Consider the following 23,768-nt stretch of genomic DNA (forward strand, 5'->3'; position numbering starts at 1 on the left):
AAGGCTATTTCATACCTTTGCACTGTTCTTAAAATTATTGAAAGTTATCACGAAAGGCGGAGGGATAGACCCGATGAAACCTTAGCAACCCTTTATCATAAAGAAGGTGCTAAATTCTACTTTGTACTAGTCCATAGTATTAAAGATAGATAACAAAAATACATTACTCGTATTTCTCACACTTTTCCTGACAACCATACAATATTATTTTACTGAATTCACAGTTTAATGAGCGAATTATTGGCGCATTTATGCCGTCATCGTTCCCGCTTTCGCCTATATCTCTCCGTTTCACTGCGAGGATACCGGCTCAATCGGGGCTAATTAGCCGGCAATAGTGAATTTTTGGAATTAATGTGAATCAAAACGCGTACCCTAACAGGTTTTCAATACCGAGGCTTCGGGACTGTTAGGTATGTTTTAATAATAGAATAAAAAAGCTTAGTGCCTTAGCGCCTTCGTGGCAAAAGACAAAAAAAATGGCAATAACAATTCAGGAAGCAATTAAAAAAAATATCCTAATCCTTGACGGGGCAATGGGAACAATGCTGCAACGCTATAATTTCTCAGAAGAAGATTTCAGAGGCGAACGTTTCAAAGATTTTCCGCATCCATTAAAAGGAAACAACGATTTACTATCCATAACACAACCACAAGCGATCCGCGATGTTCACGCTGCGTATTTTGATGCAGGTGCTGACATTGTGGAAACCAATACTTTTTCAGGAACTACGATCGGTATGGCCGATTATTTCCTGGAAGATTTGGTTTATGAATTAAACTACGAATCGGCTAAAATTGCCAGACAAGTAGCTGATGAATTCACCGCTAAAAATCCGGAGAAACCACGTTTCGTTGCCGGCTCAATTGGACCAACAAACAGAACTGCAAGTATGTCACCAGATGTAAACGATCCGGGTTACAGAGCCGTAACGTTTGATGATTTGCGTATTGCGTATAAACAACAAGTGGAAGCTTTAATGGATGGTGGATGCGATTTACTTTTGGTAGAAACCATTTTCGATACTTTAAATGCAAAAGCGGCACTTTTCGCGATCGAAGAAGTAAAAGATGATCGCAATCTTGATATTCCAATCATGGTTTCAGGAACGATTACCGACGCTTCAGGAAGAACACTTTCTGGTCAAACGGTTGAAGCGTTTTTGATTTCAGTATCACATATTCCGTTATTAAGTGTAGGTTTCAATTGCGCTCTTGGAGCCGATTTATTGAAACCGTATCTGAAAACATTATCGCAGCATACACAGTTCAATGTTTCAGCACATCCAAATGCAGGATTGCCAAACGCATTCGGACAATATGATGAAACACCAGAACAAACTCAGGCTTTAATTAAAGAATATTTGGACGATAATTTAATCAACATCATCGGTGGTTGTTGCGGAACAACTCCGGATCATATTCGGTTAATTGCTGAAGTGGCGAAGGGTTATAAGCCACGTGTGGCGCCGGTATTTGCATAAATAAGATGAAAGAAAATAACATTAATAAAAACTTGATAGGACCAATTCTTCTTTTTGCAATATTATTTTTGTTGTTTTTTCTTTCAAATAAAGATGCTGAGCAATATGATAAATACAAGAAAACGCTCAAAGGTGAAACCATTGGTTTTGCAACCAGGACCGAAAAAGTGAAAAGAGATTATTTAAAATATTATTTCTATTCTGGCAGAAAAATTTTATCAGAAACCTCCATAGAGAAATACAATGGTGACAAATTAATTAATAAATTTTATAAAATAAAGTACAACATAAATAATCCTGAAGAAAACTATATTGTTTTAGAAGAAGAATTAGAACCTGATTCCATTTCATTAGTTAAAGCAGGATTTACTAAAATCAAATATTATTTCTATGATGCAGGTGTAACTTGTAAATATATAGAGAAGTCAAAATGGAAATAGTAATGGTTTTTCATAAGATTGATAAAGGGGAATTAAGTAAAAGTTCCGGAGGAACGAAATGTTGGTAGCAACGGAATTTATTCCGTTGAAATGAGAAAACAATTCACAACAAAAGTTCCGTAGGAACGAAATATAAAATTGGTTCAAAGATTTAGAAAATTTATTTCAAAAACGAGAATTGATCGTAAAATAAACCATCTTATGAAACCAAAATTGCGTGAGGGATAGAAGAGGATAGCCCACAGCCTGACGAAGGAGGTGCGAGGACTAGAAACGGATAGCCCTGTTCGCCGCGGCGAAACACGCCCAAAATAAGATTATTGAAAAACGAATATACCTACAAGGTTTTAAAAACCTTGCAGGAAAAACAAAGAATAAAAAAACTCAGAACCTTAGAATCTCAGGATCTTAGTAACTTAAAAAAGAAATGGCAGAAAAAAGAAGAGATCTTGTATTAGCAGGATTAGAACCGTTGATTATTACACCCGAAAGTGTTTTTGTAAACGTTGGGGAACGTACGAATGTAACAGGTTCGCGAAAATTCCTTCGCTTGATCAAGGAAGAGAAATATGACGAGGCACTTGATATTGCAAGACAACAAGTAGAAGGTGGAGCACAAATCATCGATATTAATATGGATGAAGGAATGCTTGATGGTGTTCAGGCAATGACTAAATTTTTGAATTTAATTGCATCAGAACCGGATATTTCGAGGGTGCCGATTATGATCGACAGCTCGAAATGGGAAATCATCGAAGCGGGTCTGAAAGTAGTACAAGGAAAAAGCGTTGTCAACTCGATTTCGTTGAAAGAAGGAGAAGAAGCCTTTATTCATCACGCTAAATTAATCAAACGTTACGGAGCCGCGGCGATTATCATGGCTTTTGACGAAGTAGGTCAGGCCGATAATTTTGACCGAAGAGTCGAGATTTGTCAGCGTTCGTATGATATTTTGGTTAACAAAGTAGGTTTTCCTCCACAGGATATCATTTTTGATTTAAATATTTTCCCCGTTGCAACCGGAATGGAAGAACATCGCCTAAATGCTTTGGACTTTTTTAGAGGTACAAAATGGGTTCGTGATAACTTGCCACATGCGCATATTAGTGGTGGTGTGAGTAACGTTTCGTTTTCTTTTAGAGGAAATGATACAGTTCGTGAAGCAATGCACTCAGTGTTTTTATACCACGCGATCAAGAACGGAATGACGATGGGAATCGTGAATCCGGAGATGCTTTCGATTTACGATGATATCCCAAAAGATTTATTAGAACACGTTGAAGATGTAATCTTAAACAGACGCGACGATGCAACAGAAAGACTTTTAGATTTTGCTGAAAACGTAAAAGGCGAGGTAAAAAGTGATGAGAAAGCAATTCAGGAATGGCGTTTAGGAACGGTTCAGGAAAGAATTACGCACTCATTGGTAAAAGGAGTTGATGCTTTTATTGAAGAAGATGTTGAAGAAGCGCGTTTAGCAGCAACGAAACCAATTGAAGTTATCGAAATCAATTTGATGACGGGAATGAATGTGGTTGGAGATTTATTCGGAAGTGGAAAAATGTTCCTTCCTCAGGTTGTAAAATCGGCACGTGTAATGAAAAAAGCCGTAGCGTATTTATTGCCATATATTGAAGCCAGCAAACAAGCCGGCGATAAACAAGGAAACGGAAAAATCCTGATGGCAACCGTAAAAGGTGACGTTCACGATATTGGTAAAAACATTGTTTCTGTGGTTTTGGCGTGTAACAATTACGAGATTGTAGATCTTGGTGTTATGGTGCCTCCGGAAAAAATTATTGCGGCTGCGATTGAACATAATGTTGACATTATTGGTTTAAGCGGATTAATCACGCCTTCGCTTGACGAAATGGTTTATTTGGCCAAAGAACTTGACAAACAAGATATTAAAATCCCGATTATGATTGGTGGAGCAACCACTTCGCGCGCGCATACTGCCGTGAAGATCGCGCCGCAATATCGAGAAACGGTAATTCACGTAAACGATGCTTCGCGCGCTGTGACGGTTGCAGGAAATCTTTTAGATCATAACCGAAAAATATATGCAAGCGATATTCGTGCAGAATACGATGCTTTTAGAGAAACGTTTTTAAATCGTTCGAGAGATAAAAATTTCTTAAGTATTGAAGATGCCCGTAAAAATAAAATGCAATTAGACTGGAGCGAATACACGCCAACAAAGCCAAAAGTAATTGGTAAACAAATTGTTGAGGTTGAGCTAGATGTTTTGGTTCCGTATATCGACTGGACACCATTTTTTCAAACCTGGGAATTGCACGGAAAATATCCGGCAATTTTAACAGATGAGGTTGTGGGTAAAGAAGCAACTTCTGTTTTTGCAGATGCTCAGGAAATGTTGAAAATAATTTTGGCTGAGAAAAAATTAAAAGCAAAAGGAATTTACGGCATTTTCCCTGCGAATCAGGTTGATGATGATGATATCGAATTGCGTGACGAAAACGGAAAAGTATTGGAGAAATTCTTAACACTTCGCCAGCAATCACAAAAAACAAAAGGCGCGCCGAATATTGCATTGTCTGATTTTATTCTGCCAAAAGAAAGCGGAATAGAAGATTATATAGGAGCTTTTTGTGTAACAACCGGTTTTGGTGTTGACGAATGGGCAGCTGAATTTGAGGCAGCTTTAGACGATTACAATTCGATTATGGTGAAAGCGCTTGCCGATCGTTTTGCTGAGGCTTTTGCCGAATATCTCCACGAAAAAGTTCGTAAAGATTTCTGGGGTTATGATCGGGAAGAATCTTTAACAAACGAAGAATTAATTAAAGAAAATTATAAAGGAATTCGTCCGGCACCAGGATATCCGGCTTGTCCTGATCACCTCGAGAAACCAACGATTTGGAAACTTTTAAATGTGGCCGAAGAAATTGGAGTAACTCTGACAGAAAGCATGGCGATGTGGCCGGCTTCATCTGTGTCGGGATATTATTTTGGAAACCCAAAAAGCAGGTATTTCGGACTCGGAAAAATAAAAGAAGATCAGGTGGTTGATTACGCCAAACGACGCAATGTACCAACCGATTATGCAATGAAATGGTTAAACCCTAATATAGCAGACTAAAGAAAAGTTTCAAGTTTATTTAGTTTCAGGTTTCAAGTTATCGAAAGCAACTTGAAACATGGAACCTGAAACTTGAAACAAAAAAGATATTTGATTACGTTTTTTGATTTCAGATTTTTTACACGAACTAAAACTCAAAACTCATAATTCATAACTCATAACTCTAATAATGAAAGTAACAGAACATATAGAAAACGCTAAGGGAAAAACATTATTCTCATTTGAACTTATTCCGCCTCAAAAGGGAAAAAGCATTCAGGAATTATACGATAATATTGATCCGTTGATGGAGTTTAAGCCGCCATTTATTGATGTAACGACTTCGCGTGAAGAATACATTTATATTGATAAAGGCAACGGACTTTTAGATAAAAAATTGACTCGTATGCGTCCGGGAACGCTTGGTATTTGCGCTTCTATAAAACATAAATACAATGTAGATACTGTACCGCACTTGCTTTGCGGCGGATTTACACAGGAAGAAACAGAATACATGTTGGTTGATTGTCAGTATTTGGGAATCACTAATGTAATGGCACTTCGCGGAGATGCGATGAAAGACGAACAATCTTTTGTTCCTAAAGTTGGAGGTAATCATTTTGCCATAGATTTAGTTCGCCAAATCAACGATTTAAATTGCGGAAAATACCTTCATGAAGTTATGGATGTTGACAATAAAGCTGATTTTTGTATTGGTGTTGCAGGATATCCGGAGAAACATTTAGAATCTCCATCTTTACAATCAGATTTAAAAAGATTGAAAGAAAAAGTAGATGCGGGAGCTGATTACGTAGTAACACAAATGTTTTTTGACAATGCTAAATATTTTGAGTTTGTCAAAAAAGCAAGAGAAATAGGCATTACAATTCCGATTATTCCGGGAATTAAACCAATTGCTGTTCAAAGACATTTACAGATTTTACCACAGATTTTCAGAATCGATTTACCGGAAGATTTAATCGATGCGGTTGATAAATGCAAAAACAATGCAGAAATAAAACAAGTTGGAATCGAGTGGGCGATCCAGCAGTCTCTAGAATTAAAAGCGGCCGGAGTTCCTGTGTTACATTATTATTCAATGGGGAAATCTGAGAATATTCGCCAGATCGCAAGTCAGATTTTTTAAGAGATTTTACTCGTTTTAAGCATTGCACACATTTTTGTCATTCCGAGGAACGAGGAATCTCCGCAAGTAACTCCGCACAGAAAAGCGGACAATCTTTGTCGAGCTTCTTGCGAAGATTCCTCGTTCCTCGGAATGACAAACATTGGAAGTAATTGCTAGCTTGGAATTTGGAATTTATCACGAACCTTCGGGATTGGAATTTAATTTTTATTTTATGAAAAAAGAAGAATTACAAGCGATAGCTTCTCAGCTAAAACATCCAACGGGAGAAAAAGGAATTGAAATGGCAAATATGATGAATAAAACCAACATCAATATGACACGCCATTCCATTCAAAACCTAAATATATCCAAAGAAAATAAAATTCTGGAATTAGGTCACGGAAATGCGGGACATGTAGAATTTTTATTTCAACAATCAGAAAACTTAAAATATTACGGACTGGAAATGTCTGAACTAATGTTTCAGGAAGCACGCCAGATAAACAGAAATTTTGTCTCTCAAAAACAAGCTTTCTTTTCGCTTTATGGCGGAAATAAAATTCCGTTTGAAGACGAATGTTTCGATAAAATATTCACTGTAAATACTATCTATTTTTGGCAGGAACCTGAAAAATTACTTCTGGAAATTTACAGAGTTCTGAGACCAAACGGAAATTTCTGCCTCACATTTGCTGAAGAAGATTTCATGAAGAAACTTCCTTTTACTCAATTTGAATTTGAACTCTACAGCACCGAAAAAGCACAGCAATTAATAAAGAAAACACCTTTTAAAATCGTTTATACAGAAACTCAAACAGAGAAAGTAAAAAGTAAAACAGGAGAATTGGTTGACAGAGCTTTTACTACCTTGGTTTTAGAAAAATAACAAAAAGTTAGAATAATAATTTTCGAACTCTTTTTTTGAGTACTTTAATTGATTTTTTTATTGCAAGTTTCTATTTCTGAATCCTAAATACTTTTTATAATTATGGAAGTTAAAAAAATCAATTTTCTCAAAAGTTACAGTAGCATTCTGTTGCTTCTTAGCGGTATTATCCTAGGAAGTATTTTAGGTCTTTTTTTTGGTAAAGATGTCATGGTTATAAAACCGCTTGGGGACATTTTTTTGAACTTGCTTTTTACTGCAATTATTCCGCTTATATTTTTCACGATTGCGTCTTCTATTGCCAATTTAGAAAGAACAGAAAAGTTAGGGAAACTTTTTATTATTATGATTGCCGTATTTTTAGCCACAGTCCTAATTTCGGCAATTGTTATGATTTCGGCGGTTTATCTTTTTCCTATCCACCAAAATATTATAATTTCTAAAGTTCCTGTTGAAACTATTCAATCAGCAAGTATTGGAGAGCAAATTGCCCAATTGCTTACGGTAAATGATTTCTTCGAATTGTTGTCTCGAAAAAGCATGCTGGCACTTATTATTTTTTCGTTTTTAATTGGTTTTGCCAGTTTGCAATCCGGTGAAAAAGGCAGCAGTTTCAGAAGTTTTCTGGATTCAGGAAATGAAGTCATGAAACAATTACTAAATATGATTATGAAATTGGCACCAATAGGTTTGGGCGCTTATTTTGCTTATCAGGTTGGCGTTTTCGGACCGCAATTATTTGGTGTTTACGCCAAACCATTAGGGATTTATTATGGTGCTTGTATATTCTATTTCTTTGTGTTTTTTAGTTTGTATGCTTTTGTAGCAGGAGGAAAAAGAGCATTTAAAGTATTTTGGAGTAACAATATTACGCCTGCTTTAACCGCAGTTGGGACTTGTAGTAGTATAGCAACAATTCCTGCAAATCTTGAAGCGGCAGAAAAAATGAATATTCCAAATCATGTAAAAAACTTAGTTATTCCGCTTGGTGCACCTCTGCATAAAGATGGATCCAGTATGTCATCTATTTTAAAAATAACAGTTCTTTTTGCCATGTTCGGAAAAGATTTTACAGAACCTTCAACCATACTTTTAGCTTTAGGAATTACTGTTATTGTTTCAATTGTAGAAGGCGGAATCCCGAATGGAGGTTATATTGGAGAAGTCTTAGCCATTACCGTTTACGGATTGCCAATGGAACAAGCTTTACCTGTAGCTATGATTTTAGGAACTTTAGTCGATCCAATTGCTACTTTATTAAATGTAAATGGCGATTTAATTTGTTCGATGATGATTTCGCGGTTCTCCGAAAAAACAAAATGGTAGGTTATTTATAAATTCCAAAATTTTAAATTCCAAATCCTAAACTCAAATTCTGCGTTATCTGTAAAATCTGCATGAAAAATAAAATACCAGTTTCATTAAATAAATAATATGAATTCAATATTACAACATGATCTAAACGATCTCGAAAATATTTTAGAAAAAGCAAAACAACAAGGAATAGATTTCTTAAATGATCTGGAAAATATTCCAACTTCTAATAAAAACTCAATTATTTATACCAGAGAATTAAACGAACTAGGCTTAGGCTCTTTGAGTGCGCTGAAAGAATTTAATGAACGATTAGCACCGTTGATGGTTGCTTCTCCAGGGCCGCGATATTGGGGATTTGTTACGGGAGGATCAACACCGGCTTCTATTGTGGGCGATTGGCTGGCTACGGTTTACGACCAAAATACGCAGGCAATAAAAGCACAAGGAGGTGCTTCGGCATTAATTGAATTTGAGACCATCAATTTATTACTGCAGTTATTTCAATTGCCGGATTCTTTTTTAGGCGGATTTGTGACCGGAGCCACAATGTCAAATTTTACCAGTTTGGGAGTTGCGAGACAATGGTTTGGGAAACAATTTGGGAAAGATTTTGCCAAAAACGGAATTTCAGAACCAATCAATATTCTAACGGCAACACCACATTCTTCGTCAATAAAATCATTGGCGATGTTAGGAATTGGAAGTAATAATTACACGACAATTAAAACAATTGAAGGCAACCGTGAAGCAATGGATATCTCTGATTTAGAAAAAAACATTGAAAGCTTAAACGGACGACCTTTTATACTAATTTCAAGTGCAGGAACGGTTAATACAGCCGATTTTGATGATTTCAAAATCATTTCAAAACTAAAAGGGAAATACAATTTCTGGTGGCATATTGATGCCGCTTTTGGTGGTTTTGCTGCAGTTTCGGATAAATTTAAACACTTAGTTGAAGGCTGGGAAGGGGCAGACAGTATTACAATTGATTGCCATAAATGGTTGAATGTTCCTTATGAAAGTGCTTTTTATTTAGTTAAAAAAGAACATACAAGTTTACAAATAGAAACATTTCAAAATTCAAATGCACCTTATTTAGGAAATCCGTTAGAGAATTTTAATTATCTGAATGTATTGCCTGAAAATTCAAGGCGGTTAAGAGCTTTGCCGGTTTGGTTTTCGTTATTGGCATACGGAAAAGAAGGATTTTGTGATATTGTAGAAAACAGCGCTTCAATGGCGCTTCATTTTGCAAATGAGCTTATAGAAGATGGAAATTTTGAACTATTGGCGCCAATTCGTCTTAATAATGTTTGTTTTACTTTAAAAGGAGATCATAATCAGGAAAAAGTTTCGCAATTTCTGACAATGCTTAATGATAGCGGAAAAGTTTTTATGACACCAACGGTTTATCGAAACCGAAAAGGAATCAGGGCTTCATTTGTAAATTGGCGCACAAATGAAACTGATATTAAAGTTGTTATAGATGAAATGAAAGAAACATTAAATGCTTTATAGTATATTTATAAATCAGTTTAAATGAATTAAAATGAGATCAGAATTTAAATTTTTCCTTTATCTATTTGTCTTCGTTTTTTCTAATCAGGGATTCTCACAACAAAATGGGACTAAAATTAATCTCTGGGAAAACGGTGCTCCTGGTTTTGAAGATCGTAAAGATGAACCGGAACAAGCCCAGGATTGGTGGGTAAGGAATATTCATAATCCTTCGGTAATGGCTTATTTTCCTGAAAAACCTAATGGAATGGCGGTACTTATTTGTCCTGGAGGCGGACATGAAAATTTGGTTTTTAATTCTGAAGGAAAAGATGCCGCTATATATTTAAATAGTATTGGGATAACCGCCTTTGTTTTAAAATATCGTTTGACAAGAGCAAAAGATTCACCGTACAAACTTGAAACTCATGTGAAGCAGGATGCTGAAAGAGCGATGCGGATAATAAGAAGCAGAGCAGCTGATTTTAAAATTGACGCTAACCGAATTGGTGCAATGGGATTTTCAGCGGGAGGAGAAGTAGTTGCTTTAATTGCTTATAACGCAAATAATGTTCTGGAAAACACCACCGATTTAATTGATAAAATAGACTCACAGCCCAATTTTCAAATATTGATTTATCCCGGGCCATTATTTATTCCGAAAGAAATTAAGGCTGATGCGCCACCTGCTTTTTTATTGGCAGCAAACGATGATTCCTGCTGTTCGGGTCCTATAATTGAATTGCTTAATGGATATCGAAAAGCAAATGTTCCGGTAGAAATGCATTTGTATTCAAAAGGAGGTCATGCATTTAACATGGGAAAAAGAGCGAAAACAAATTCATTAAAAACCTGGCCACAACGATTGGCAGATTGGTTTGAAGATAATAATTATTTTGTGAAATGATTTTGGTAAAAGTAATTTTGATACGATGAACGCTCCAATTGGTATTATTTTGGATATTCACACGCTTTTGGAATTATAATCGCGCTGATTCAAATTATTGGCGGCTATATGTTATTATTTAGACGAACCTTGTTAATGGGGTCAACAATTCTGTTTTCTCTCTGAATTTAACCTTGATTAATGTCTTTTATCAGATGAATGCCGGTGCGCTATTGCAATCTGTATTGTTAACAATTGGTGTTTTCTATTTGGTTGTACTGGATTCAAAGAAACTAATTGACTTTTTCTTTAAAGCAAAATCGAATTTGCAATCAGTACCTATTAATGGAGTTTTTCTGAAAAATAGTTTAAGGCTTTCAGCAATTTTGCTTTCATTGTTATTTACAATTTATCTGAAGAATTTAATGAAATAAAAAAAGAGCTCGTTTAATAATTTAAACGAGCTCTTCTTATGTAAAACTGAAACTGAAACTGAAAACTACTTAGTAATCTCTCTAAAAACAGCTTCAAGATTTTTATTTTTCTGGTTTAGTTGTAATGTTTTTAAACCGTTTTCGTTGGCAAAATCAAAAATAGCTGGGCGCATATCTTTTTCTGCAACAAACGTTAATTCCCAGGTCATATCATGAATGTTTCTATATGAGGTGATATTTTCCAGCTTTGCTAAAAGCTGTTCCTGAATCTGATAATCAAATTCTACCTCGATAACTTGTTCTTTATTTTCAGAAATTAAATGATCTAATTTTTTATCAGCCACAATTTGTCCTTTGTCAATAATAATGACACGATCGCAAATAGCTTCTACTTCCTGCATAATATGAGTTGATAAAAAAACTGTTTTATCTTTCCCAACATTTTTAATAACATTACGAATCTCCATTAACTGATTAGGATCCAGACCTGTAGTTGGTTCGTCCAGAATTAAAACATCCGGATTGTGCAATAATGCGTTCGCAAGTCCCACGCGCTGACGGTACCCTTTAGAGAGCTGACTTATTTTTTTATGGCTTTCGGGTGTCAGTCCTGTCAGTTGAATTACTTCTTCAATTCTTGATTTGGCAACATGATAAACATCGGCATTAAAAGCCAAATACTCACGAACATACAAATCCAAATACAACGGATTGTGCTCCGGTAAATACCCAATAGAAAGCTGGACTGCCTTTGTATTTGTCATGACATCATGACCATTTACAAGAGCAGAGCCATTATCGGCAAGTAAATAAGTAGTTAGGATTTTCATTAACGTAGATTTTCCTGCGCCGTTTGGTCCTAAGAATCCTACGATTTCTCCTTTCTCAATTTTAAAAGAAATTTCATTAAGCGCTTTTTGCGTTCCGTAACTTTTTGATATGTTGTTTACTTCTATCGACATGGAGTATTTATTTGCTACAAAAGTAAACAGAAATAACCTCGTTTACTACATTTTTGTTTTTTTAAGAAGTCATAAAAAAATCTTAACGTTTAGTAGCTACGGCATCGTTATTGTTAAAGGGTTATTAAATTTTAAAATATCACAAAATGAAAAAAATGTTAGTTATCGTTGCATTAGCTGTAGTTAGCTTTGCAAATGCACAAAAAGGGACAATCTTAGTTGGTGGAAGTATTGGATATTCTTCAGAAACTAGAACTCTTGGTAATAACGAAGTAAAAAACAATGAATTTGATTTTTCTCCAAAAGTGGGTTACCAATTTCACGAAAGTTGGACTGTAGGAGGTGAGGCTTCTTTTGGTTCTTCTAAAACAAAACAAGGAGTTAACGAAGATAGATTTAACACTACTAAATTAGGTGCATTTTTACGTTACACAATGCCATTGAATCCAACTTTCTCATTCTTTGCAGAATTAGGATTAGGTTACCAAGCTGAAAAAGACAAAACTTATGCTGGACCACTTACTTCAACTGCTAAAGGTGACGGTATGTATGTTGGTGTAACACCAGCTCTTTTTATCGATATGAAAAAAGGTTTTGGTTTAAACTTCAACATTGGTGGATTAAACTACGGTACAATAAACTACGAAAACAACGGACCAGAATACAAAAACTTCGATTTTAATTTTGGTAAAACATTTAATATTGGAGTTTCTAAAAACTTCTAATATTAAGGTTATATTAAATGAAAGCATCCGCCGTGGCGGATGCTTTTTTGTTTTAAGATGTTTTATGTGTTCGATTTTAAACAAATTGTTAAGAAATCTGTTAGAATGAAATCGTGGTATTTTTCTTGTTTAGGCTATGTAAAATCTTAATAAATCTTACCTATGAAAAAAATGCTACTTATTCTTGCATTGGCTATGTTTAGCTTTGCAAATGCCCAAAAGGGAACAATTTTAGTTGGAGGAAACATTGGTTATTCTTCTGAAAATATTGATCGACCACTAGCAGAAGTGAAAACAAATACCTTTGAGTTTTCTCCAAAAGTGGGTTATCAGTTTCATGATAACTGGACAGTAGGTGCTGAATTTATGATCCAGTCTTCAAAAACTAATAGTGGAGAAGGAGAAGGTAAATTTAATGCTTACAAATACGGTGTATTTGTACGTTATTCAGTTCCGTTAAGCGAGACTTTTTCTGTATTTGCTGATCTTGGGGCTGGTTTTCAAAATCAGAAAACAAAAACGGATGACGGTACAATTACTACAACACAAAAAGCAGACGGTATTTATACAGGAATAACCCCAGCACTTTTTATCAATATGAAAAAAGGTTTTGGCTTAAATTTCAGTATTGGTGGTTTAGGATACGAAACATTAAGCTATGACGCTAGTAATACTGATGTGAGTAAATTCTATTTCAATTTTGGAAAAACAGTTAATATTGGAGTTTCTAAAAACTTTTAATATATGAATTATATTCAATTTTGAAGAAAGCATCCGCGTTGGCGGATGCTTTTTGCTTTTTATGTGAAGTCTTTAAAAACTAAAAATTCTCATTTAGCCCCGATAGAAGCGATATCCTTTTGTGGCGGGGTTCGCCATAAAAGATATAGCGGATAGCGGGACATAAGGGTGTTTTGAAAACATAAATTTCTGCTTCAAAAATTCACTATAACTTATTTATATTTTAAAAACAAAAATGCCAATCAAAGTGAAGCCGAAAAATCATAACTACAGATTTTCAGCCTCACTTTGTTGACATTAAAAAACAAAAATATATTAAAAATAAAAAGTATTAATTAACTGGACTTTCAACAGCGGCTCTCATTTCCTGAGCAGCGGCAACCATTTCGATTAAAGCTTTTTTGGTTTCATCCCAATGGCGTGTTTTTAAACCACAATCGGGATTTACCCATAATTGATCTATCGGAATTACAGCCGAAGCTTTTTCTAGTAATTTTACCATTTCCTGACTCGAAGGAACACGTGGCGAGTGAATATCATAAACTCCCGGCCCGATTTCGTTAGGATATTTAAAGTTGGCAAAAGCATCTAAAAGTTCCATCTGCGAACGCGAACATTCTATTGTAATAACATCGGCATCCATATCGGCAATATTTTGGATAATATCATTAAATTCGCTGTAACACATATGTGTATGAATTTGAGTATCATCATTTACACCACTTGCCGAAATTCTAAACGCTTTTACAGCCCATTCTAAATAGTTTGCCCATTCTTCTTTTCTCAAAGGCAAACCTTCGCGAATCGCAGGTTCATCAATTTGAATAATTTTGATTCCCGCTTTTTCAAGATCTACAACTTCGTCACGAATTGCTAAAGCTATTTGTGTACAAGTTTCAGAACGCGGCTGATCGTTACGGACAAACGACCATTGCAAGATCGTTACAGGCCCGGTAAGCATTCCTTTTACCCATTTTGGAGTCAAAGATTGTGCATATTTCGACCATTTTACTGTCATAGGGTTTGGTCTTGAAACATCACCATAAATTACCGGAGGTTTCACGCAGCGGCTTCCGTAACTTTGAACCCAACCGTTTTTTGTGAAAGTAAAACCAGACAATTGTTCGCCAAAATATTCTACCATATCATTACGTTCAAATTCACCATGAACTAGAACATCGATTCCGGTTTCTTCCTGAAAACGAATCGTAGCTTCGGTTTCTTTTTCGATTAAATCATTGTATTGCTCTGTAGTTAATTCTCCTTTTTTGAATTTTGCTCTCCAGCTTCTCACTTCTGCTGTTTGAGGAAAAGATCCAATAGTTGTTGTAGGGAATAATGGAAGATTTAAAGCTTCAATCTGACTTTTTCTTCTTGTTGCAAATGTACTTTTGCGTTTATCATCAGAAACTGTAATGTTGGCTACACGAGATTTAACTTCATTATTGTGAATTAACTTTGAAGTTTTACGGTTTTCATTCGCAATTGTATTTTGTTTAAAATCTTCTGAACTTTCAATAGAAATTTCATTCGAAGCAAATTGTTTCAATAATACAATTTCGTTAATTTTTTGTTTGGCAAAAGCAAGCCATTGTTTGATTTCAGGCGTAAGTGTTGCATCATTCGTTTCTAAATCTAAATCACACGGGCTGTGAATTAAAGAACAAGACGGAGCAACTAATATTCTGTTTTCTCCCAAAGCATCAGTCGCTTTTTTGATTAATTCCAACGATTTTTTGAAATCATTTTTCCAGATATTTCTACCGTCAACAACTCCCAATGAAAGATTTACAGTAGCGTTTAATTTTCCTGATTCTAAAATGTCATTCAATTGTAAAGGACAGCGTACCAAATCTAAATGAAAAGTATCAACAGGCAAAGCCAATGCAGTTTCCAGATTTTCGCCAAAACAATCAAAATAGTTTGCCAGAATGATTTTTATTTTTGGAAAACGAATATTGATTTCATTATAAACTTCTGTAAAAGTGTTTCTTTCTTTATCCGTTAAATTTAAAGCTAAGAAAGGCTCGTCAAGCTGAATATAAGCTACATTTTCTGCTTGTAATTTTTCGAAAATTTCAAAGTAAACCGGAAGCAATTTGTCAATAAGATCAATTCGGTGAAAACCTTCTTCTTTTTCTTTTCCTAAAAGTAAATAAGAAATTGGCCCAATTAAAACTGGTTTTGTAGCAATTCCTAAATCTTTTGCTTCCTTAAATTCATTGATTATTTTTTCTGAAAACAATTCAAATTTTTGGTTTTTTGTAAATTCAGGAACAATATAATGGTAATTGGTATCAAACCATTTTGTCATTTCCATCGCCACAACATCTTGCCCGTTTTTTTGTGCGCCTCTTGCCATTGCAAAATACAAATCAATAGAAGAATTGGTTTTGGCAAATTCATGATAACGCTCCGGAATGGCACCCAAAGCCAAGGTTAAATCAAGCACCTGATCGTAAAACGAAAAATCATTAGACGGAATTAAATCTACTCCGGCTTCGGCTTGTAATTTCCAGTTGTTAAGGCGAATTTCTTTTCCGGCATCGATAAGTTCTTCAGCCGAAATTTTTCCTGCCCAGTACAATTCGCTGGCTTTTTTGAGTTCTCTGTTGCTGCCAATTCGTGGGTAACCTAAATTATTTGTTTTCATTTTTGTTTCAGTATTTTTTACTGAACAAATTTATTGTTTTAGGTTTTAATGCTTATATTTGGTTATTATTTAAGTAAATTGTCTTTTAAAAAGCATTTTTATAAGATTATATTACTGAGGTAATGTGTTTAAAAGAACTTTAGCAGTAAAAATTACTATGGAAAACTTAGATAAAACCGATTTATTGATACTGAAACACCTGCAGGAAAACTCCAATATTAATACAAAAGACCTCGCCAGTAAATTATTTCTGACGGTAACGCCGGTTTATGAACGTATAAAAAGGCTGGAACGCGACGGATATATTACTAAATATGTAGCTTTATTAGATAAGAAAAAAATGAATCGCGGCATGACGGTTTTCTGTAATGTTCGCCTAAAAGAGCACGCAAAAAATGTAGGAAGTAATTTTGTGAAAGATATTGTGGCACTTCCTGAAATTATAGAATGTTATAATATTGCCGGAGACTACGATTTTATGCTAAAGATACTTGTTCAGGATATGGCTAGTTATCAGGATTTTGTCATGAATAAATTATCAACCATAGAAAATATTGGAAATACCAATAGTATTTTTGTCATGGGAGAAATTAAACATAGTACGGCTTTAGAGTTTTAATCGCTATAAAATCATAAAATAAAATGTATTTTTGACATTTAGATCCACAATCTACAATCTAAAATCACAAATCTAAAATTGAATAATGAACTGGGAACAACTTTTATCACTCAAACGCCAAGGCGATACCAACAAAAGATTACGTGTAGAACAAGATGATACCCGTTTAGGATTTGAGGTAGATTATGACCGAATTATATTTTCGTCAGCCTTTAGATCTTTGCAGGATAAAACACAGGTTATTCCGCTTTCAAAAACAGATTTCGTACACACGAGATTGACACACAGTTTAGAAGTTTCAGTTGTAGGACGCTCTTTAGGACGTTTGGTGGGGAAAAAAATCATCGAAAAATATCCTGATTTAAAAGATATTCATGGTTACCATATGAATGATTTTGGTGCCATTGTAGCGGCGGCATCTTTGGCGCATGATATAGGAAATCCTCCTTTTGGTCATTCTGGTGAAAAAGCTATTGGAGAATATTTTTCAATAGGAAACGGACTAAAACATAAAGATAAACTAACGGCAAAACAATGGCAGGATTTGATTGATTTTGAAGGAAATGCCAATGGATTTTCTGTCCTTACCGCCAGTCGCCCTGGAATTGAGGGCGGACTTAGAATTTCTTATGCCACTTTAGGCGCTTTTATGAAATATCCAAAAGAAAGCCTTCCTAAAAAACCAACAAACAATATTGCCGATAAAAAATACGGTTTCTTCCAGACTGATAAATCATTTTTTGAAGAAGTAGCTCAGGATATGGGAATGATTGCCAACAAAGAGGGCGAGGATATTGGTTTCGAAAGACATCCTCTAGCCTATTTGGTAGAAGCAGCAGACGATATTTGCTACACAATTATTGATTTTGAAGATGGAATAAATCTTGGTTTAGTCTCTGAAGATTTTGCTTTAGAATATTTAATAAAACTGGTAAAAGACAATATTGGCGTTTCAAAATATAAAATGTTAGAGACCAAAGAGGATCGCATTAGTTATTTAAGAGCTCTGGCAATTGGAGCTTTAATAAACGACGCGGTTGATGTTTTTATTGAAAATGAAGAAGCAATCCTGGCCGGGAAATTTCCTTTTGCTTTAACAGATAAAAGCAAATACAAAGCTCAAATGGATGATATTATCAAATTAAGTGTTGAGAAAATCTATCAAAGCCGTGAAGTAATTGAAAAGGAAATTGTAGGTTATCAAATTATTCAAACCTTGCTGGATAAATTTATAACAGCTTTTAATAACAAATATCAAGGAAAGGCATCCAATTATGATAATTTAATTTTAAAAATGCTGCCGGAAAAGCATCATTTAGATAAAACTAACTTATACGAACGTTTGCTTCATATTTGTCATTTTGTTTCTCTGTTGACAGATGGAAATGCTTTAGAATTATTCGAAACTATTAACGGAAGAAAAAATAATTAATTACTGAAAAGCATATACAAGACCTACACCCAGAACTTGTCGTAGCTGAGCTCTTGGCCCGTCATTAACCTGACTTGTTGTTCCTGTTACCGGATCTACAACATCTATTTTGGTTTTGATGTCATCATCATAAACTAAATGAAGTCCAATGTTTGCTTTTACATAGGCATTAACTACAAGGTCTATACGGGTGTCGTAATCAATGTCGACATTTCCAAATTTGTTCAGATAATCGGTATATAAACTTAGCCTGTTTTCATAAAAAACGTTTTTATAAATTTCGTTTTTCATATATCCGGTGAATAAAATACCAAATTCGGCTTTTACTTTTTGTCCTTCTTCAACTAAAATTTGACTTGCAGGGTCATTAGGATCAGTTATATAAACGGCTTTTTTAACACCAAAAGAACCTTGATTTGCTAAATATTGATCTAATACCAAAGTAGTTTTTAACGTGATTGGAGAGAAATAAAACGTTCTGTCTTTTTGTTTGTTTGAATTCTCAGCTCCAGCTCCTAAAAAGATGTAGGCCGGTGCAAATGGTTTAGAGATTGCAATATCCCTATTAGGATAATTGTATCCGTCTGTAAATTGTGTGTTAAAATTAAACTTGGCAGAATAATACCAGTTTGATAAAGTGTCTTTTCTAAATCCGTAAGTAGAGTTTAACTGAACAGCATCATCCGTTTTTCTCAATTCAGTACCATCTTGTTTATTTAAACCATATTTTACAATAAGTTCATTCACCCATTTATGATTTCCTTTGGCATAAGTTCTTCCAAATTCACCTTTAAATAAACCAGAGATAGAACTTGTTCCCCCTGCGCTCCAGTTAACAAATGCAATTTCTGAAATATCAAAACCTATTTGGTTTTTCTTTGTCCAGTTTGAAGGAATTTTTGGTAATTGGGCAGGATCTAGCGTAGTTCGAATAATTTGAGCAGATGTCGTAACTGAAAAACTAAAAAGGAATAATAAGATGGTGAATCGAAATAATTTCATTAGGTTAACTTTTGATTTTTTTTTGACTGCGCAAAATAATTATTTTGAACGGTTAGAAAAAAGATTTGCTAAACTTTTAACGTCAATTTTGCATAATTGTTGTAATTGTAAGACAGTTCCATGCTCAATAAATACATCAGGAACGCCCAGAATTTGTATTTTATTTGTATAGTTATTCGCTGCTGCAAATTCAAGAATTGCACTGCCAAAACCTCCATTTATTACACCGTCTTCAATCGTAATAATAGTTTTGAAGTGCTCAAAAATATAATGTAATATATTGTTGTCTAATGGTTTAATGAAAGAAAGGTCGTAATGGGCAATGGTTTTTGGATTTCCGCATTCGTTTAGGGCAGCAATCACATTATTACCAATTGTTCCAGTTGATAAAACAGCTATTTCTGTACCGCTTTTTAGGCAATTTCCTTCGCCAATTTTAATATTTTCGTATTGTCCGAAATTTTCTACTTCCCAATTCGAAATAACACCTCGTCCGCGTGGATATCGAATTGCAATCGGATGTTTTAACCCAAATTGAACTGTATATAAAATGTTTTGAAGCGCAATTTCATTAATTGGCGCATAAATTATCATATTCGGGATCGATCTTAAATAAGCAATATCAAAAACACCATGGTGAGTTGCTCCGTCTTCGCCAACCAAACCTGCTCTGTCCAGACAAAAAATGACAGGCAAATCCTGTAAGGCAACATCATGAATAACCTGATCGTAGGCACGCTGTAAAAAAGTCGAATAAATATTGCAATACACAATCATGCCCTGAGTTGCCATTCCGGCGGCAAGCGTAACAGCGTGCTGCTCTGCAATACCAACATCAAAAGCACGTTCGGGAATTTCATCCATCATGAACTTCAAAGAACTTCCGGATGGCATTGCGGGTGTGATTCCGATAATTTTTTCATTTTTTTTGGCCAAATCCAGAAGAGTTAAACCAAAAACATCCTGATATTTTGGAGGAAGATTATCTTCATATTTCAAATAAATTTCTCCGGTTAAAGCATCAAATTTTCCAGGCGCATGATATTTCACCTGATTTTCTTCGGCTTGCTGTAAACCTTTTCCTTTTGTCGTGACAATATGAAGGAATTTAGGGCCTTTTATTTTTTTTAAACGGTTTAATTCTTTGATTAAAGTTGGCAGATCATGACCATCAATTGGTCCGGAGTAATCAAAATTCAAAGATTTGATCATGTTATTCTGCTTCGGATTTTTCCCGTTTTTTACCGCTGTGAGGTATTTTTTTAAAGCCCCAACGCTTGGATCAATTCCGATTGCGTTGTCGTTTAAAATAACGAGAATATTAGCGTCTGTTACTCCGGCGTGGTTCAAGCCTTCAAAAGCCATTCCTGAAGCGATAGAAGCGTCACCAATAATTGCAATATGCTGTTTGTTGAAATCGCCTTTTAGTTGAGAGGCAATCGCCATTCCGAGTGCCGCAGAAATTGATGTTGAAGAATGTCCAACGCCAAAAGTATCGTAAACACTTTCACCTCTTTTAGGAAAACCGGAAATTCCGCCTATTTGTCTGTTGGTATGAAAACTTTCTCGTCTTTCAGTCAGGATTTTATGTCCATACGCCTGATGCCCAACATCCCAAACCAATAAATCCTCCGGTGTGTTAAAAACATAATGCAAGGCAATTGTCAATTCAATTACACCTAAACTTGCGCCCAAATGCCCTTCTTTTACAGAAACAACATCAATAATAAACTGACGCAATTCCTGAGCAATTTGAGGTAATTGCGTCTCTTGTAAAAGACGTAAATCGGCTGGGTTGTTTATGTTTGAAAGTAAATCGCTTTTCATTGTAGAGTAAAAGACAAATTTACGGTTTTAAATTTAAAATAGTGTTTTTGAATGTGGATGATAAATTTATTTGGTATTTTAAATCTAATAAAATCATTTTATTGAAAAAATGAGGCGATTAACAGAATTAATTGCCTCAAAAAATCATTATATTTGAGGCGATTAATAAAATTAATTGCCTCATGAAATATAATTGGCAACTACCAGATTGGGAAAAATTTATATATGATGATTCTGTAATAGATTCATTATGTATTGAATTTGCATTTGAAACTGGAGAATTAAAAGGGCTTGTTGATTCTTTATCCACAGTAATTCAGCAAGAAACTATTTTACAGTTTATGATTTCAGAAGCGATAAAAACTTCTGAAATTGAAGGTGAATTTTTTAGCAGAAAAGATATTACTTCTTCCATAAAAAAGAATTTAGGAATTAGTGAGAATTTAAGTCAGATCAGAGATAAAAATGCGCAGGGAATTGGCAAACTAATGGTAATGGTTCGAAATTCTTATTCTGATAAATTAACGGAGTTGAAAATAAAAGAATGGCATTCTATCCTGATGGAACATTCTAAAAACGTTACTCCGGGCGAATATAGAAGTGGAGAAGAACCTATGCAAATTATTTCGGGTAATTACAATAAGGAAATTGTTCATTTTGAAGCTCCGCCATCAAATCAGGTTCCTGCGGAAATGAAGATATTCATTAAATGGTACCATGATTTTGAAGTAAAAAGCGATATTAAAAAAGCATTGATTAAAACGGCTATTTCTCATTTGTATTTTGAAAGCATACATCCTTTTGAAGATGGAAATGGAAGAATTGGCAGAGCTATTGCAGAAAAGTGTCTTTCAGAATCGTTAAACCGTCCTGTTTTAATGAGTATTTCAAGTACCATTGAACAGAATAAAAAAGCATATTACCAATCACTAAAAGCGGCACAGCGAACTCTCGAAATTACAGATTGGATTTTTTACTTTTCTAATTTGATTTTGGAATCTCAAAAAAATGCAAAACAAATTGTTCTTTTTACATTAACAAAAAGCAAATTCATAGATCAGTTTAAAGATGTAATGAATGAAAGACAGACAAAGGTTGTTTTGAAAATGTTTGAGAACGGCATTTCTGGTTTTACAGGAGGAATGACGGCGATAAAGTATATTTCAATTACTAAAACTTCCAGAGCAACCGCAACAAGAGATTTGCAGGATTTGACTGAAAAAGGTGTTTTAAAACCAAGAGGAGAAGGTAGAAACCGATCTTATGATTTGAATTTGTCAGCAAAAGAATAATTAAAACCTAACGATTTGTCAATATTTTTCTAACGCTTAAATCTAGAAAAATTATTTTCAAAACCCTATTTTTGCAATTATGATAAATCCTTTTACCGACGAATACTTTATGAAAAAAGCTTTGCAGGAAGCTGAAATGGCCTACGAAAAAGGCGAAATTCCTGTTGGTGCCATCATTGTTGTGGCTGATAAAGTAATTGCAAGAAGTCATAATCTGACAGAGTTATTAAATGATGTTACGGCTCATGCCGAAATGCAATCCATAACTGCGGCCGCAAATTTTCTGGGCGGGAAATATCTTAAAGATTGCACTTTATATGTTACACTCGAACCTTGCCAAATGTGTGCAGGAGCTTTGTATTGGAGTCAGATTTCAAAAATCGTTTTTGGAGCGCGCGATGAACAACGAGGTTTTATGGTAATGGGAACAAAACTGCACCCAAAAACAACTGTTGTTTCTGGAGTTATGGCCAATGAAGCGGCTGAATTAATGAAGCGTTTTTTTATGGAAAGACGTAAATAATATTTTTGATGATAACAATGTTATGACTGATTTTTCAACAATAAAAAAACTATTTCACATTTCAGAATCTAATGGTTTTGCAAATAAAGAAATAGAAACTGTTAAAAATATTTTTGGGAATCTTCCACAAGTATTTGTTGATTATTACGCTGAATTGGGTAAAATTCAAAACTTAAATCAGACACAAGATTTATTAATTACACCGGAACGTTTTCAATATTATCAGCACAATGACTTTTTGATATTTTATTCTGAGAATCAAAGAGCTTGTGTTTGGGGAATCAATAAACAGGATTTATTAAATGCTAATCCGCCAGTTTATATAAGTTATGATCAAAAAACGTGGCTGTTAGAAACAGAAACCTTATTAGAGTTTTTTACCGCAATGGCTTTTCTTCAGGCCGCTTTCGCACTTCAATTTTCACCTGAGTCATTTAAAGAATTGAAGCAAAATGAGATAGATTTTATCGTTGAAAACTACAAAAATAAAAACGTTGCTTTTAAACAATGGTGTGAAGGAATAAAATTTTACGGAAATTATAGTGATGATGTTATTATAATTATGAGTAATGATCAACTTTTTTATTCAGCCAATACCGAGGAACATTTTCATGAGATGGATGAAAATTTGTCCAAATTAGGTATAGAATTGTGAAACATTTTTTCTGCTAAAAGCTATCAATAATTCTTTCTTTTCCTTTTTGAAAAATAATTCAGGCAACTGAATTTTCCTCTTAAAATACTTCGGAAAATAGTATACATTTACTAGAATATAATTAGTGTTTTGTTAATATGATTTTAAGATCATCAAACAGCATTAGGTATGTTCTAACA

Annotated in this window: 19 protein-coding genes and 1 riboswitch; of the genes, 15 read left to right on the forward strand and 4 right to left on the reverse strand. The window is 34.6% G+C overall.

From position 1 onward, the window contains the following. Positions 1-41: 41 nt before the first annotated feature. A riboswitch (SAM riboswitch) is annotated at positions 42-156 on the forward strand. A 323-nt stretch (positions 157-479) separates the two neighbouring features. The 8 genes from SD960_RS09200 to SD960_RS09235 all read left to right on the forward strand — a co-directional run bounded on the left by SD960_RS09200 (position 480) and on the right by SD960_RS09235 (position 10,745). After that, the gene (locus SD960_RS09200) at positions 480-1,484 is read left to right on the forward strand and encodes a homocysteine S-methyltransferase family protein (protein WP_318802396.1); all 1,005 of its coding nucleotides are present in this window, start codon (positions 480-482) and stop codon (positions 1,482-1,484) included. A 5-nt stretch (positions 1,485-1,489) separates the two neighbouring features. Then, complete coding sequence (locus SD960_RS09205) at positions 1,490-1,924, forward strand: hypothetical protein (RefSeq protein WP_318802397.1); 435 nt, start codon at positions 1,490-1,492, stop codon at positions 1,922-1,924. A gap of 427 nt (positions 1,925-2,351) precedes the next feature. After that, the gene (metH, locus tag SD960_RS09210; RefSeq protein WP_318802398.1) at positions 2,352-5,027 is read left to right on the forward strand and encodes a methionine synthase; all 2,676 of its coding nucleotides are present in this window, start codon (positions 2,352-2,354) and stop codon (positions 5,025-5,027) included. A 169-nt stretch (positions 5,028-5,196) separates the two neighbouring features. After that, positions 5,197-6,153, forward strand: a complete 957-nt coding sequence (gene metF, locus SD960_RS09215; RefSeq protein ID WP_318802399.1) for a methylenetetrahydrofolate reductase [NAD(P)H] — start codon at positions 5,197-5,199, stop codon at positions 6,151-6,153. 214 nt (positions 6,154-6,367) lie between these two features. Beyond that, entirely contained in the window at positions 6,368-7,021 is a 654-nt protein-coding gene (locus SD960_RS09220) for a class I SAM-dependent methyltransferase (RefSeq protein WP_318802400.1), read from the forward strand. Between the two features lie 102 nt (positions 7,022-7,123). After that, on the forward strand, positions 7,124-8,347 hold the full coding sequence (locus tag SD960_RS09225; protein ID WP_318802401.1) for a dicarboxylate/amino acid:cation symporter: 1,224 nt from the start codon (positions 7,124-7,126) through the stop codon (positions 8,345-8,347). Between the two features lie 108 nt (positions 8,348-8,455). Next, on the forward strand, positions 8,456-9,859 hold the full coding sequence (locus SD960_RS09230) for a pyridoxal phosphate-dependent decarboxylase family protein (protein ID WP_318802402.1): 1,404 nt from the start codon (positions 8,456-8,458) through the stop codon (positions 9,857-9,859). Positions 9,860-9,890: 31 nt separating this feature from the next. Further along, positions 9,891-10,745, forward strand: coding sequence for an alpha/beta hydrolase (locus tag SD960_RS09235; RefSeq protein ID WP_318802403.1), 855 nt, complete (start codon positions 9,891-9,893; stop codon positions 10,743-10,745). A 478-nt stretch (positions 10,746-11,223) separates the two neighbouring features. On the opposite strand, the gene gldA is transcribed toward SD960_RS09235, so the two are convergent. Then, a complete protein-coding gene (gldA, locus tag SD960_RS09240; protein WP_318802404.1) occupies positions 11,224-12,120 on the reverse strand; it encodes a gliding motility-associated ABC transporter ATP-binding subunit GldA in 897 nt (298 codons plus the stop codon). 146 nt (positions 12,121-12,266) lie between these two features. On the opposite strand from gldA, the gene SD960_RS09245 reads away from it, so the two are divergent. Both SD960_RS09245 and SD960_RS09250 read left to right on the forward strand, forming a co-directional pair. Beyond that, complete coding sequence (locus SD960_RS09245; RefSeq protein WP_042566177.1) at positions 12,267-12,845, forward strand: outer membrane beta-barrel protein; 579 nt, start codon at positions 12,267-12,269, stop codon at positions 12,843-12,845. Between the two features lie 162 nt (positions 12,846-13,007). Then, the gene (locus tag SD960_RS09250; protein ID WP_318802405.1) at positions 13,008-13,586 is read left to right on the forward strand and encodes an outer membrane beta-barrel protein; all 579 of its coding nucleotides are present in this window, start codon (positions 13,008-13,010) and stop codon (positions 13,584-13,586) included. A 331-nt stretch (positions 13,587-13,917) separates the two neighbouring features. Here SD960_RS09250 and metE read toward each other — a convergent pair whose 3' ends face one another. Further along, on the reverse strand, positions 13,918-16,239 hold the full coding sequence (metE, locus tag SD960_RS09255) for a 5-methyltetrahydropteroyltriglutamate--homocysteine S-methyltransferase (protein ID WP_318802406.1): 2,322 nt from the start codon (positions 16,237-16,239) through the stop codon (positions 13,918-13,920). 157 nt (positions 16,240-16,396) lie between these two features. Between metE and SD960_RS09260 the strand changes: the two genes are divergently transcribed. Both SD960_RS09260 and SD960_RS09265 read left to right on the forward strand, forming a co-directional pair. After that, positions 16,397-16,858 (forward strand): Lrp/AsnC family transcriptional regulator, encoded by a 462-nt coding sequence (locus SD960_RS09260; RefSeq protein ID WP_042566180.1) that lies wholly within the window; start codon positions 16,397-16,399, stop codon positions 16,856-16,858. Positions 16,859-16,943: 85 nt separating this feature from the next. After that, positions 16,944-18,290, forward strand: a complete 1,347-nt coding sequence (locus SD960_RS09265) for a deoxyguanosinetriphosphate triphosphohydrolase (protein ID WP_318802407.1) — start codon at positions 16,944-16,946, stop codon at positions 18,288-18,290. Here the strand turns inward: SD960_RS09265 and SD960_RS09270 are convergent, their stop codons facing one another. Both SD960_RS09270 and SD960_RS09275 read right to left on the reverse strand, forming a co-directional pair. Beyond that, a complete protein-coding gene (locus SD960_RS09270; RefSeq protein WP_318802408.1) occupies positions 18,291-19,292 on the reverse strand; it encodes a DUF3078 domain-containing protein in 1,002 nt (333 codons plus the stop codon). It lies immediately after the preceding gene. Positions 19,293-19,331: 39 nt separating this feature from the next. Then, complete coding sequence (locus SD960_RS09275; RefSeq protein WP_318802410.1) at positions 19,332-21,119, reverse strand: 1-deoxy-D-xylulose-5-phosphate synthase; 1,788 nt, start codon at positions 21,117-21,119, stop codon at positions 19,332-19,334. A 182-nt stretch (positions 21,120-21,301) separates the two neighbouring features. Between SD960_RS09275 and SD960_RS09280 the strand changes: the two genes are divergently transcribed. The 3 genes from SD960_RS09280 to SD960_RS09290 all read left to right on the forward strand — a co-directional run bounded on the left by SD960_RS09280 (position 21,302) and on the right by SD960_RS09290 (position 23,589). Then, the gene (locus tag SD960_RS09280) at positions 21,302-22,411 is read left to right on the forward strand and encodes a Fic family protein (protein ID WP_318802411.1); all 1,110 of its coding nucleotides are present in this window, start codon (positions 21,302-21,304) and stop codon (positions 22,409-22,411) included. A 79-nt stretch (positions 22,412-22,490) separates the two neighbouring features. Further along, positions 22,491-22,934 carry a nucleoside deaminase gene (locus SD960_RS09285; RefSeq protein ID WP_042566300.1) on the forward strand — a complete coding sequence of 148 codons (444 nt, stop codon included), beginning with the start codon at positions 22,491-22,493 and terminating at the stop codon, positions 22,932-22,934. Positions 22,935-22,956: 22 nt separating this feature from the next. Further along, positions 22,957-23,589 carry a hypothetical protein gene (locus SD960_RS09290; RefSeq protein ID WP_318802413.1) on the forward strand — a complete coding sequence of 211 codons (633 nt, stop codon included), beginning with the start codon at positions 22,957-22,959 and terminating at the stop codon, positions 23,587-23,589. Positions 23,590-23,768 lie beyond the last annotated feature (179 nt).

This window comes from Flavobacterium sp. MMLR14_040 (assembly GCF_033657265.1).
Lineage (GTDB): Bacteria > Bacteroidota > Bacteroidia > Flavobacteriales > Flavobacteriaceae > Flavobacterium.

Coding starts and splice junctions, on each gene's coding strand:
- SD960_RS09200 (WP_318802396.1), top strand. CDS start 480: ATGGCAATAACAATTCAGGAAGCAATTAAAAAAAATATCCTAATCCTT.
- SD960_RS09205 (WP_318802397.1), top strand. CDS start 1,490: ATGAAAGAAAATAACATTAATAAAAACTTGATAGGACCAATTCTTCTT.
- metH (WP_318802398.1), top strand. CDS start 2,352: ATGGCAGAAAAAAGAAGAGATCTTGTATTAGCAGGATTAGAACCGTTG.
- metF (WP_318802399.1), top strand. CDS start 5,197: ATGAAAGTAACAGAACATATAGAAAACGCTAAGGGAAAAACATTATTC.
- SD960_RS09220 (WP_318802400.1), top strand. CDS start 6,368: ATGAAAAAAGAAGAATTACAAGCGATAGCTTCTCAGCTAAAACATCCA.
- SD960_RS09225 (WP_318802401.1), top strand. CDS start 7,124: ATGGAAGTTAAAAAAATCAATTTTCTCAAAAGTTACAGTAGCATTCTG.
- SD960_RS09230 (WP_318802402.1), top strand. CDS start 8,456: ATGAATTCAATATTACAACATGATCTAAACGATCTCGAAAATATTTTA.
- SD960_RS09235 (WP_318802403.1), top strand. CDS start 9,891: ATGAGATCAGAATTTAAATTTTTCCTTTATCTATTTGTCTTCGTTTTT.
- gldA (WP_318802404.1), bottom strand. CDS start 12,120: ATGTCGATAGAAGTAAACAACATATCAAAAAGTTACGGAACGCAAAAA.
- SD960_RS09245 (WP_042566177.1), top strand. CDS start 12,267: ATGAAAAAAATGTTAGTTATCGTTGCATTAGCTGTAGTTAGCTTTGCA.
- SD960_RS09250 (WP_318802405.1), top strand. CDS start 13,008: ATGAAAAAAATGCTACTTATTCTTGCATTGGCTATGTTTAGCTTTGCA.
- metE (WP_318802406.1), bottom strand. CDS start 16,239: ATGAAAACAAATAATTTAGGTTACCCACGAATTGGCAGCAACAGAGAA.
- SD960_RS09260 (WP_042566180.1), top strand. CDS start 16,397: ATGGAAAACTTAGATAAAACCGATTTATTGATACTGAAACACCTGCAG.
- SD960_RS09265 (WP_318802407.1), top strand. CDS start 16,944: ATGAACTGGGAACAACTTTTATCACTCAAACGCCAAGGCGATACCAAC.
- SD960_RS09270 (WP_318802408.1), bottom strand. CDS start 19,292: ATGAAATTATTTCGATTCACCATCTTATTATTCCTTTTTAGTTTTTCA.
- SD960_RS09275 (WP_318802410.1), bottom strand. CDS start 21,119: ATGAAAAGCGATTTACTTTCAAACATAAACAACCCAGCCGATTTACGT.
- SD960_RS09280 (WP_318802411.1), top strand. CDS start 21,302: ATGAAATATAATTGGCAACTACCAGATTGGGAAAAATTTATATATGAT.
- SD960_RS09285 (WP_042566300.1), top strand. CDS start 22,491: ATGATAAATCCTTTTACCGACGAATACTTTATGAAAAAAGCTTTGCAG.
- SD960_RS09290 (WP_318802413.1), top strand. CDS start 22,957: ATGACTGATTTTTCAACAATAAAAAAACTATTTCACATTTCAGAATCT.